The 11,076-nt window shown below is 67.7% G+C and carries 10 protein-coding genes; 2 read left to right on the plus strand and 8 right to left on the minus strand.

From position 1 onward, the window contains the following. Window positions 1-149: 149 nt before the first annotated feature. Both ACFXC1_RS47085 and ACFXC1_RS47090 read right to left on the minus strand, forming a co-directional pair. On the minus strand, window positions 150-914 hold the full coding sequence (locus ACFXC1_RS47085; protein ID WP_381255414.1) for an SDR family NAD(P)-dependent oxidoreductase: 765 nt from the start codon (window positions 912-914) through the stop codon (window positions 150-152). Window positions 915-1,025: 111 nt separating this feature from the next. Next, window positions 1,026-1,871 (minus strand): SDR family oxidoreductase, encoded by an 846-nt coding sequence (locus ACFXC1_RS47090; RefSeq protein ID WP_381255417.1) that lies wholly within the window; start codon window positions 1,869-1,871, stop codon window positions 1,026-1,028. Between the two features lie 269 nt (window positions 1,872-2,140). Here ACFXC1_RS47090 and ACFXC1_RS47095 point away from each other — a divergent pair, with 269 nt between their 5' ends. Further along, entirely contained in the window at window positions 2,141-3,010 is an 870-nt protein-coding gene (locus ACFXC1_RS47095; protein WP_381255420.1) for a helix-turn-helix domain-containing protein, read from the plus strand. 432 nt (window positions 3,011-3,442) lie between these two features. On the opposite strand, the gene ACFXC1_RS47100 is transcribed toward ACFXC1_RS47095, so the two are convergent. The 5 genes from ACFXC1_RS47100 to ACFXC1_RS47120 form a co-directional block, all read right to left on the minus strand. Next, window positions 3,443-3,856, minus strand: a complete 414-nt coding sequence (locus ACFXC1_RS47100; protein ID WP_381255422.1) for a (R)-mandelonitrile lyase — start codon at window positions 3,854-3,856, stop codon at window positions 3,443-3,445. A 101-nt stretch (window positions 3,857-3,957) separates the two neighbouring features. Then, entirely contained in the window at window positions 3,958-5,214 is a 1,257-nt protein-coding gene (locus ACFXC1_RS47105; protein WP_381255425.1) for an MFS transporter, read from the minus strand. Between the two features lie 323 nt (window positions 5,215-5,537). Continuing rightward, window positions 5,538-5,909 carry a DUF2255 family protein gene (locus ACFXC1_RS47110; protein WP_381255428.1) on the minus strand — a complete coding sequence of 124 codons (372 nt, stop codon included), beginning with the start codon at window positions 5,907-5,909 and terminating at the stop codon, window positions 5,538-5,540. Between the two features lie 42 nt (window positions 5,910-5,951). After that, window positions 5,952-6,932: an aldo/keto reductase gene (locus ACFXC1_RS47115; protein WP_381255431.1), complete on the minus strand. Its 981-nt coding sequence runs from the start codon at window positions 6,930-6,932 to the stop codon at window positions 5,952-5,954. A 24-nt stretch (window positions 6,933-6,956) separates the two neighbouring features. After that, window positions 6,957-7,721 (minus strand): SDR family NAD(P)-dependent oxidoreductase, encoded by a 765-nt coding sequence (locus ACFXC1_RS47120; RefSeq protein ID WP_381255434.1) that lies wholly within the window; start codon window positions 7,719-7,721, stop codon window positions 6,957-6,959. Window positions 7,722-8,813: 1,092 nt separating this feature from the next. On the opposite strand from ACFXC1_RS47120, the gene ACFXC1_RS47125 reads away from it, so the two are divergent. Beyond that, window positions 8,814-9,683: a helix-turn-helix domain-containing protein gene (locus ACFXC1_RS47125; RefSeq protein ID WP_381255438.1), complete on the plus strand. Its 870-nt coding sequence runs from the start codon at window positions 8,814-8,816 to the stop codon at window positions 9,681-9,683. A 72-nt stretch (window positions 9,684-9,755) separates the two neighbouring features. On the opposite strand, the gene ACFXC1_RS47130 is transcribed toward ACFXC1_RS47125, so the two are convergent. Continuing rightward, window positions 9,756-10,904, minus strand: a complete 1,149-nt coding sequence (locus tag ACFXC1_RS47130) for an XdhC family protein (protein WP_381255441.1) — start codon at window positions 10,902-10,904, stop codon at window positions 9,756-9,758. Window positions 10,905-11,076 lie beyond the last annotated feature (172 nt).

Genomic DNA, 11,076 nt, shown 5'->3' on the forward strand with positions numbered 1-11,076 from the left:
GGCGATGTCCGTGCCAAGACCGCGTCCGGCACCGGTGACGAAGATGACCTTGCTCATGGGGGAGTTCCTTTCAGGCGCCGCGACCGGCACCCGCTCTGCGCGGTGAATACGGATCGGAGCAGACGGGCTCGACATCAGGCTGGACGGCGTCAAACTTGGTCGGTGGGCATGATCCACAACTCGCCGATAGAGGCGTGTCGAGGGCGAGTGACCATGTAGGCGACGCCGTCGGCGATATCGGTAGGGGCGAGAACCTCGGTCGTTTCGTAAAAGGGGTTGATGATCGAGGCCTGGATCTCGGGTCGGTTGTGTGAGCCCAGCTCGGTATGGACGCCGCCCGGCTCCAGGACACCGACTCGGACGTGCCGCTGGGTGACTTCCTGACGCAAGGACTCGGTGAAGCCGTTCACACCGAACTTGGTGAGGTTGTAGACGCCGCGGCCGTTCCGCGCCACGCGGCCCATCAGCGAGCTGATGTTGACGATGTCGGCGACCCGGCGCGGGCCCTCCTCAGCGGCCTTGAGCAGGTGCGGGAGGGCGACGCGCGTCGGGTAGAGCAGGCCCTGGACATTGATGGCAAGCATCCGCTCCCACTCTTCGGCATCCGCGCCGACGACCGGGCCCAGCAGCATCAGGCCGGCGTTGTTCACCAGGATGTCCAACCGGCCGAAGCGAGCGACCGTCTGCTGTACGGCCGCTTCGGCCTGGGTGCGATCAGTGATGTCCCCCTCCACCACGAGCGCGGTGCCACCTGCTTTTTGAAGCTCGGCAGCAAGTGCGTCCAGACGGTCCCTGCGGCGGGCCACGAGCGCGACCGAGGCGCCGCACCCGACGAGCTCACGGGCGGTGGCGGCGCCAATACCGCTGCTCGCGCCCGTGACGAGAGCGACGGAGCCAGTCAGTTTCGGTGCCATGGAGTTTCCTCCTTTCGGCCCCACGCCGCGGGCAACGGCGCGTTCACCAGGTGGGTCACTTCAATAGATGAGGCCTCGGCCCGTGGGCTCCTGGCTGGGCTTCAACGGCGTTCAGGCGTGGGTGTTGTCGTAGGCGAGGCTGTCGCCGAGTTCGCGGGAGGCTTCGGCCTGGGCGAGGAGTTCCTTCGCCTTGGCTTCGACGGCCTCGATGGCGTCCGCGCCGGCGACGAAGCGGTGCAGGGGCTTGTCCTGGCCGGCGATGGTGAGCAGGACGCGGGCGAGCTTGGCGGGGTCGCCGGGCTGCTGGCCGTTGATGCTCTTCCAGGCGGTGATGGTGGCGGTGGTGCGTTCGGCGTAGTCGTCGATGGTCGGCTCGGGCCAGGTGGTGGAAGCGTCCACGAGGAGTTCGGTACGGAAGAAGCCGGGCTCCACGACGGTGGTGTGGATGTTGTACGGCTCGACGTCGTAGCGCAGGGACTCCATCCAGCCTTCGACGCCGAACTTGGAGGCGGCGTAGGCGACGCAGAACTCCTGGCCGATGATGCCAGCGAGGGAGGAGAGGGTGATGATGTGCCCGGCGCGCTGCTTGCGCAGGATCGGCAGGACGGCACGGGTGACGTTCATCGGGCCGAAGAGGTTGGTGTCGAACTGCCGGCGCATCTGCGCGGGCGAGATCTCCTCGAAGTAGCCGGCGAAGAAGTTGCCTGCGTTGTTGATCAGGACGTCGATGCGGCCGAAGCGGTCGACGGCTGCCTGCGCGGCAGCCTCGGCGTCCTCCAGGCTGGTGACGTCGAGCCTGGTGACCAGCAGGTTGTCCTGCGGCCCGCCCAGGGTCTTCTCGACCTCCTCGGGGCGCCGGCCGGTGGCGACGACCTGATGGCCCGCGGCGAGGGCCTCGCGGGCGATGTCCGTGCCCAGACCGCGTCCGGCACCGGTGACGAAGATGACCTTGCTCATGGGGGTTCCTTTCAGGCGTCGTGATCCGGCACTGGTGTGGTGCAGTGATGCGACGCGTGGCGTTGCCAACCAGGTCGAGCGGATCGGCTCGGCCGATCCGCTGCGTAGTACGGGGCTGCCGATGCCCCGGCGGTTTATCCCGGTGATTTCGTTGAGTTTCGCACCTCCATGCGCATCGCCACAGAGAAGGATTCCGTACCCGGATGAAATGTTCCAGGTATAAATCCCTACCCCCCAATGTAGGTCCATTCGGTGCCACACTGGCTGGCATGACTCGCAACGCGCATCTCAACGAGCTGGGCGAGTTCCTCAAAACCCGCCGGGCCGAACTGAGCCCCCGCGCAGTGGGCCTGCCCGAGACGGGCGCCATGAGGCGGGTCAAGGGCCTGCGCCGTGAGGAAGTCGCTCAGCTCGCCGCCATCAGCACCGAGTACTACACCCGGCTTGAGCAGGGCCGCATCCAGGCATCGGGGCCGGTGCTGTCCGCTCTGTCGCAGGTACTCCGTCTGGACGACGACCAACGGGACTACCTCTTCGAACTCGCCGGAAAGGACCAGGGCCGGCCTCGCCGCCGTGCCGTGCAGAAGGTACAGCCGACGCTGCAGCGGCTCCTGGACAACCTGATCGACACACCGGCAATCGTTTTGGGCCGCCGTACGGACATCCTTGCCTGGAATTCCCTGGCCGCCGCCCTGATGACCGATTACGCGGAAATCCCGGAGAAGAAAAGAAATCACACCCGGATTCTTTTCACCGATCCCGTGATGAAGTCCCTGTACGCGGACTGGGAGGAGGTCGCTCACACCACCGTCGCCCAGCTGCGGATGCAGGCTGCCAAGTATCCCGACGACCCCCGGCTGGCCGCCCTCGTCGGAGAGCTGTCAGTGCAGGACCCGCACTTCCGCCGTTGGTGGGGCAACCACCACGTCGCCGCCCGCACCATGGGCACCAAGACTTTCCACCACCCTGTGGCCGGCGAGCTCACCCTCGACTGGGACACCCTCACCGCCAGCATCGACGCCGAGCAGCAAATCGTCGTGCTGACCGCCGAACCGGGCACACCTTCCCACGACGCGCTGCGCATTCTCGCCTCCTGGGCCACGGACCAGCAGCAGCCCGCACCCGATACGGCCGCCTGACCGCCTTGCCCGGACAGGACGGTGTCCGGCACCCGGTGACGGCGACAAGAACGCCCCCTTGGCCCAGTTGGCCGTTGCTGAGGTCGTCTCCCGCGGCGGAGGGCCCACGTGGACGACGCCGAGTCCGGGCCGGCACCGCTGTTCACCATCCGGCGCGACTGCACCCCGGTGCCACTCCGGCCGCGGCAGCTTCCTCCGGGCCGAGCCCCCACTGACCGAGCCCACCCGGTGCCTGGTCGGGTGCGCTGCCCAGGCCGATGGTCGTGCGCCTGTCCGTCATCGCTGAACAGCCAGCCATCGGCCATGTCACCGCAGCCCACTCCGAACGCACACCGCCAAGTTGCCTCGTCAGCAAGGCCGTTGGTTGCCAGCGGGAAGCCGCGCGATTCGTCCGGATCGACTACAACGCCTGCTCCAGTTCTCGCGCCGCGGCTACTGGTTGCGGGTGCGGGGTCCGTTGTACTGCTCGTCGGTGACCGGCTCGGCCCAGGCGGTCTCGGCCGTCCCGTCGCCCATGCCTTCCCACATGGCGATGTGTTCCATGAACCGGTCCGGTGCGGCGCCGTGCCAGTGATCCTCGTTGGCCGGGCAGGTGACGGTTTCGCCCGGGTGGGCTTCCAGGATGGTGCCGTCCCGAGTGCCGATCAGGGCAATGCCCGAGGTGACATGCAGGGTCTGGCCCAGGACGTGGGAGTGCCAGTTGGTGCGAGCGCCTGGGGAGAAGCGGACCAGGTTGGCGCGCATCCGAGACGGTTCCTGCCCGGCGACGATGACGTCCCACCAGACGTCGCCGGTGAACCAGTCCGCCGGGGCCTTGCTGCTGGGCTGTTGCTTGATGAATTCCACGATGCCTCTCTCAACTCTCCTGGTGCGTTGGGTCGGTTTACTGGACGACGGTGGGATTCATGCGGTCTCCCAACGAGAACTGTGCAGGATGGGCGAGCCGGTCAGTGCTGCGACGGTGCCGGAGTGGCGTCGTCCTCTTGCACGTGGGTGGAGCTCGTGTGCTGGGTCACGATCCGCGCCTGGCGGGGTGCGCCGCTGAGAGCGAGAGCGATGAGCGGCAACAGAGACAAGGCAGCGGAGACTGTGCCGACCAGGGCCGGTCCGGTCAGGCCCAGCGAGGAGTCCATGGCCAGGCCGGCGATGGCCGACCCTGCGGCGATACCCGTGTTGTAGGCGGAGGTCGTCAGCGCCGAGGTGAGGGTGGGGGCGTCGCCCGCGAAGCGGACCGCGAGAGAAGTGATGACCGGGGGGAGGGTGAACCCGGTCAGGGCCATGAGGAACACCAAGACGATGGCCGCGATGGGGCGGTTCGACAGCGGGATCAGCAGGAACAGTGTCAGGGTGGTGGCCGCGGCGGCGGTGATGGTCGTGGCCATCGGGCGGCGATCGCCCATGCGTCCGCCGATGGCGGTGCCGCCCAGCGCGCCGACGCCGAAGGCGATCAGGACCAACGGCACGGCCCCTTCCGCAATGCCGGCGCGGTCGGTCAGTAGCGGGGTGATGTAGGTGTAGGTCGCCAGGACACCACCCATGAGCAGCACGGCGGCGGTGAGTGCCAGCCACAGCCGGCCCTGCCGTAGAGCACGGAGCTCGGCCCGCACCGAAACCTCGGCGCGCTGCTCGACGCTGGGGATGAAGCGGCCGACGAACGCGGCGGCCAGGGCCGAGAGGACGGCGAGGGCCCAGAAGGGGCCGCGCCAGCCGGTGAACTGGCCGACGAAGGAGCCGATCGGTACACCCACGACGTTGGCAAGCGTCAGGCCGCCTATCATCACGCCGACAGCCCTGGTGGAGTTGCCGGGGCCCGCGGCAGCGGTGGCGATGACGAATCCGATCGCCCAGAACGCCCCCGTGGCCAAAGCCGTGACGACGCGGGCCATGAGGAGGATCGTGAAGGAGCTGCTGAGCGCGGCGACAACGTGACCGAAGGCGAAGACGGCCAGGGACAGGACCAGCGTCCGGCGCCGGGGCAGGCGCAAGGTAGCCATGGCCATGGTCGGCCCGCCGACGATCATGCCGATCGCGAAAGCGGTGATCAGCAGGCCGGCGTGAGAGACGCTGACGCCGAGGTCACCGGCCATCTCCGGCAGCAGGCCGGCGATGACGAACTCGGTGGTCCCCATCAGGAGCGTGCAGGCGGCAAGCACCCAGACGACGAAGGGCAGCTTGCCGGGGGCGGTCCCGGCTGCGGAAGGCATACGTGCGCCTCTCTCCTAGCAAGTGGTTGGTGGGTCGTCAGGAATCGGCTTCGACGGTGATGCCGCCCGCCGTGGCAAGCCGGTCGCTGGCACCGCCGACCGCCCACTCGGGAAGTCTCCGACGGCTCCGTACTGAGTACCGGTGCCTGCGAACTCGATGCTGAGCGAGGTCAAGCGCCCGCTGAGCAACTCCAGGGTGGCCGGAGGTGAAGTTGAGATCCATGGGCTGCGGGGGGCCCACCACGGACTTGGCGGGGCACGGTGACGCCCGTTGCCTTGTCGTCATGGGCGTCACCATGGGTGCGGGTAGACAGGGACGCTGTTCAGCGGGGCGAGATGCGGACTGTCGCCGACTTCGGTCCGTCGCCCCGCATGATCGGCACGGCTGGGCTGCCCGGGTACTTCTCGTCGTAGGCGGCGTCGACTGCGGTGTCGACGTCGCTGTCGGCGGGTTCGAAGGTGACCTCGTAGAACTTGCCGTCGACTCGTACGCGGCCGGCCTTCTGACTGACGGCCGCCTGATACCACTTCGACTGCTGTCCGTTGGCGGCACGCACGTAAACGTCGCCGTCGACGACGAGTGCCCAGGTCTGGGTCGGGGTGCCGTAGGTGATGCCGTCCTCGCGGAACGGGGAAACGAAGAGATCCGGGTTCTCAGCGATCGAACGGAGCTCTGCCTGGCTCCAGGAGCTCATGATCGTTCTTCTCTCGGAGTTGTGGACGTGCGGTGCCGGCCGTCAGCGGTCGATGCTGGCCATGTTGACCTCGTCGTGGCGCTCGCCCGCGGCCGGTGTGAGGTTGTTGAGGCGGTCGAGTTGCGCGGCGCTGAGTTCGATGGCGTCGGCGGCGGTGTTCTCCTCGACGCGTGCGACCCGCCGGGTGCCGGGGATGGGGGCGATGTCGTCGCCCCGGGTCAGCAGCCACGCCAGTGCGGTCTGGGCCGGGGTGGCACCGATCTCGGCGCCGATGGCCTGCACTTCGTCGACGATGCGCAGGTTGCGCTGGAAGTTCTCGCCGGTGAAACGGGGGTTGGTCTTGCGCCAGTCGTCGTCGGCGAAGTCGTCGACGGTGCGGATCTGCCCGGTCAGCAGGCCATGCCCGAGCGGGGAGTAGGGAACGAATCCGATGCCCAACTCCCGCAGCAGCGGGAGGATCTCGGCCTCGACGTCGCGGGTCCACAGCGAGTACTCGGTCTGCAGCGCGGCCACCGGATGCACGGTGTGTGCCCGGCGGATCGTCTCGGGACCGGCTTCCGAGAGGCCGATGTGGCGCACCTTGCCCTCGGCGACCAGCTCGGCCAGCGCGCCGACGGTCTCCTCGATGGGCGTGTTGGGGTCGACGCGGTGCTGGTAGTAGAGGTCGATGTGGTCGGTGCCGAGCCGCAGGAGCGAGCCCTCGACCGCGGCCTTCACGTTCCCGGGGCTGCTGTCGACGACGCCGGGGCCGCCACCGGCATGGGAGACGAGCCCGAACTTCGTCGCCACGACGACGTCGTCGCGGCGGCCCTTGATGGCCTCGCCCACGAGTTCCTCGCTGTGGAAGGGGCCGTAGATCTCGGCGGTGTCGATGTGGGTGACCCCGAGGTCCAGCGCCCGGTGGATGGTGCGGATCGACTCGGCGTCGTCGAGCCCGCCGCCCGTGGTGTAGGTGCCGGCCATGGTCATGGCTCCCAGGCCGATGCGGGAGACATCGAGCCCGCCCAGCGATACGTGCTTCATCAGGATTCCTTGTCGTGGCGGCCGTCAGGCCTGGTCGGTGGGCATGATCCATAGCTCGGCGATCGAGGCGTGCCGCGGCCGGGTCACGATGTAGGTGATGCCGTCGGCGATGTCAGCCGGGTCCAATCGCTCGTGCTGCTCGTTGAACGGCTCGAGAATCTCCGCGTGAATGGTCTCGTTGTTGTGCGAACCGAGCTCGGTGTCGACTGCGCCCGGCTCTAGGACACTCACCCGGACGTGCCGCTGGGTGACCTCCTGGCGCAGGGACTCGGTGAAGCCGTTCACGCCGAACTTGGTGAGGTTGTAGACGCCGAAGCCCTCCGTGGCGACGCGGCCGGCGACGGAGCTGATGTTGACGATGTCGGCGACCCGGCGCGGACCGTCCTCAGCGGCCTTCAGCAGGTGCGGCAGGGCGGCGCGGGTGGTGTGGAGCAGGCCCTGGACATTGACGGCGATCATGCGCTCCCACTCCTCGACATCCGCGCCGACGACGGGGCCCAGCAGCATCAGCCCGGCGTTGTTGACCAGAGTGTCCAGCCGGCCGAAGTGCTCGACGGCCTGCTCGACGGCGGCCTCGGCCTGTGTGCGGTCGGTGATGTCGGCCTCCACCACGAGGGCGGTGCCGCCGGCCTTCTCGATCTTGGCGGCGAGGACGTCCAGACGGTCCTTCCGGCGGGCCACGAGGGCCACGAAGGCACCGTTCTCGGCGAGTTGGAGGGCGGTGGCCTCGCCGATACCGCTGCTCGCGCCGGTGACGAGGGCGACGGTGCCGGTCAATTTCGCTGCCATGCGGGTTGGTCCATTCCTCTTGACGTACGGCATAGGGGCAGACGGCGGGACGTCACATCAACGGCATGGGCCGCCGCGTTGCGTGGACCGCTGGGCGCGGCAGTCGGGGCGCGCCGACGGGAAACCGGCGCCGGGTCGTCTCGTCCAGTTTTCCGACGTGTTTGCGTCGAGCACGCTCATTCGTCGACCGTCTGCCCGATCTGTCGATGGCACGGTTACGACCGTGCCATGGATTCCCCTACGCGACCATGGGAGGAATCGTTCCGGGTATAAAACTCTGCCCCCAACGAGTTGCTGGAGGAGGAACGCCTGACCGTCGCGAGCGCGGCTGCGCATCTCGATTGAGCGGCTGTGATTTTCCGCATCGGCTGGTCGGTGCACAAACTGTAGTCGATTTCACATGAATCAGCATCGGCTCAGAGGGTACGAGATAGATTTCCTGCCGTATGCCCGCCGCCTACTGCGGGAATGCGGAAGGTCCAGATGCGTGAGGACGAATGGTCATACGTGATTGGTGGTCTCGGAAATCTCATCGCGACCCGCATGCAGGTCACAGGGGAATGCGTAGGTTCATACCTCAGAAGAACGAAAGGTAATTCATGAAGTACGTTGTGCTGGGGAATCTGGAGGTCTCCCGTATTGGCCCTCAGCGTAGGTCTATGGGCCAGCCTCAATGAGGAGTTGGCCGGGCGGGCTCTCACGGACCGGCGTGACCGGGGCGTGGTCGCGACGAAATTCGGTTTCGTCTCGCACGCGGGAGCACGAAGGCATGTCGCGACAGCAGCCTGGCGACCGTCCGGGCGGCGCTTGAGGCCTCTCTCCATCGGCGCCGCACGGGCCACGTCGATCTGCTCTACCGGCACCGGGTCGACCTGGGTGGGCCCCTTCCCTCAGAAGGAGCCCAGGGAACCGTTGGCGCCCTGGCAGAGCTGGACAAAGGAGGTTCCCGGTTTATCGCTGTGAGCAAACTGAGCACTGATTGTGGAGATGGAGTGGACGATCTGCCTTTTACCGGGAATGCATGTTCCGGGTACAGATCTCTACCCCCCAGCTGAGCTGTGCCGGAGAGGCTTCCGCAGTAGCGTGTCCGGCATGAGCAGGGACGCACACCTCAGTGAGCTGGGTGGATTCCTCAAGGCCCGGCGCGCCGAGCTGAGCCCGCGTGCCATGGGTCTGCCCGAGAGCGGGGCCATGCGGCGGGTTCCGGGCCTGCGCCGGGAGGAGGTGGCGCAGCTGGCTGCGATCAGCACGGTGTACTACACCCGCCTGGAGCAGGGTCGCATCGAAGCCTCAAGTCCGGTCCTGAGTGTCCTTGCCCGGGTGTTGCGTTTGGACGACGACCAGTGCGACTACATGTTCGAACTGGCAGGGAAGGAAAACGCGCGGCGGCCACATCGGCACCCGGCGCAGACGGTCCGACCGCAGACGCGGCGGCTCCTCGAAAATCTCACCGACACCCCCGCTTTCGTCCTCGGCCACTGCATGGACATTCTCGCCTGGAATCACCTTGCAGCCGCCTTGTTCACAGATTTCTCTCAGATTCCGGAAGAGCAGAGAAATTCTGTGCGGCTGGTCTTCACTGATCCCGCTATGAGGGAATTGTACGTGGACTGGGAAACCGTCGCACGTACTGCCGTGGCATTTTTGAGGATGGAAGCAGCGGTTAACCCGGACGATCCCAGCATGACTGCACTAGTCACGGAGCTGTCCGAAAAGGATCCTCAGTTCCGGGAGTGGTGGGCCGCCCACCACGTGGCCCACCACTCCATGGGGACGAAGGCGTTGCACCATCCCGTCGTGGGCGACCTCACCCTCGACTGGCAGACTCTCGTCTGCCCCACCGATCCCGACCAGCATCTCGTCACCTGGACCGCGGAGCCCGGCAGTCCCTCTCAGGAGGGCCTGCGGTTCCTCGCCAGCTGGACCGCCGGCCGGCAGCCGAGAGCTGACGCTGCCGGCTGACCACCTTCTCGTGCGGTATGCATTTCCTGTGCCGTGCCGCTTTCCTGTGCCGTGCCGCAGGCAGGTCGCTCGTCACGCAGCCGTTCGCATGGCCGATGAATGCGCGTCAGGGACGACCCGGTGAATAGGGCCGTCGCCGCGGGTCAGGGGCAGGCCGGTGCCGCCGCGGATGTGGGCGATGATCTCGGCTGTGATGGAGATGGCTGTTTCCTCGGGGGTGTGGGCACCGAGGTCAAGCCCGATCGGGGAATGCAGGTGCGCGAGCCGACCCTCGGACACACCGGCTTCCCGTAGCGCCTTCAGACGGTGGTCGTGGGTGCGGCGGGAGCCCATGGCACCGACGTAGCCGACGGGGAGGTCGAGGGCGAGACGGAGCAGGGGGATGTCGAACTTGGCGTCGTGGGTGAGCACACAGACCGCGGTGCGGGAATCCACTTCCGTGCGCTCCAGATAGCGGTGCGGCCAGTCGACGACCACCTCGTCGGCGTGCGGGAACCGGGCTGGCGTCGCGAAGACCGGACGGGCGTCGCAGACAGTGACGTGGTAGCCGAGGAAGCGTCCGACCTCGCTCAGCGCACCCGCGAAGTCGACGGCGCCGAAGATGAGCAAGCGGGGGCGGGGCGCGTGGGTGTGGACGAGGACGGACAGTTTCTCGGGGCAGGTGTCGAGGTCCCCGCCGACCTCGGTGCGGGCGGTTCGCCCCGCCCGCAGCAGCGCGCGGGCCTGCGCCGCCACAGCCCGGTCCTCTCGCGTGCTGCCCAGGGTTCCCTCGTACGCGCTGCCGTCGCCGATGAGGGTGAGGGTCCGGCCGAGGAGTTCCTCTGGGCCGTCGATGATCTGGGCGAGCGCGGTGGGCAGGCCCTGGGTGACGGCTTCGAGGGCTTCGGTGAGGTGGGGCTCGTTGGCGGGATCCACGAGCTGTACGAGGACGTCGATCTCGCCGCCGCAGGTCAGGCCGACGGCGAAGGCGTCGTCGTCGGAATAGCCGAACCGGACCTGGGCGGGGGTGCCACCGTCAGCCAGCACTTGCCGGCACAGTTCGTAGACGGCTCCTTCCACGCAACCGCCGGAGATGCTGCCGACCGCGGTGCCGTCGGCGTTGACGGCGAGCGCGGTGCCCGGTGGCAGGGGTGCACTGCCGCTGACCCGAATGACGGTGGCGAGGGCGAAGGGACGGGCCTCGATGCACCAGTCGCGCAGCGTGTCCGCGATGTTCAGCATGGGTGGGTCTCCGGGTGAGACGACGTGGGACGTGGTGGGGGTGACGGCTTTGGTGGGCCGCCGCCGTGTCGTCCGGGGGAAGAGTGACACGGCGGCGGCCCTGTCGGTCCGGCGGCAGGGCATGGTCAGCCGTCGGACGGTCGGGTGAGCGCCGGGGCTCGGGGCGGGCGAG

The organism is Streptomyces hokutonensis, from assembly GCF_042751305.1.
In the GTDB taxonomy this organism is placed as follows: Bacteria; Actinomycetota; Actinomycetes; order Streptomycetales; family Streptomycetaceae; genus Streptomyces; species Streptomyces hokutonensis_A.

Bases quoted from the DNA above. Each gene is read 5' to 3' on its own strand.
- ACFXC1_RS47085 (WP_381255414.1), bottom strand. From the start codon at position 914: ATGGCACCGAAACTGACTGGCTCCGTCGCTCTCGTCACGGGCGCGAGC.
- ACFXC1_RS47090 (WP_381255417.1), bottom strand. From the start codon at position 1,871: ATGAGCAAGGTCATCTTCGTCACCGGTGCCGGACGCGGTCTGGGCACG.
- ACFXC1_RS47095 (WP_381255420.1), top strand. From the start codon at position 2,141: ATGACTCGCAACGCGCATCTCAACGAGCTGGGCGAGTTCCTCAAAACC.
- ACFXC1_RS47105 (WP_381255425.1), bottom strand. From the start codon at position 5,214: ATGCCTTCCGCAGCCGGGACCGCCCCCGGCAAGCTGCCCTTCGTCGTC.
- ACFXC1_RS47110 (WP_381255428.1), bottom strand. From the start codon at position 5,909: ATGAGCTCCTGGAGCCAGGCAGAGCTCCGTTCGATCGCTGAGAACCCG.
- ACFXC1_RS47115 (WP_381255431.1), bottom strand. From the start codon at position 6,932: ATGAAGCACGTATCGCTGGGCGGGCTCGATGTCTCCCGCATCGGCCTG.
- ACFXC1_RS47120 (WP_381255434.1), bottom strand. From the start codon at position 7,721: ATGGCAGCGAAATTGACCGGCACCGTCGCCCTCGTCACCGGCGCGAGC.
- ACFXC1_RS47125 (WP_381255438.1), top strand. From the start codon at position 8,814: ATGAGCAGGGACGCACACCTCAGTGAGCTGGGTGGATTCCTCAAGGCC.
- ACFXC1_RS47130 (WP_381255441.1), bottom strand. From the start codon at position 10,904: ATGCTGAACATCGCGGACACGCTGCGCGACTGGTGCATCGAGGCCCGT.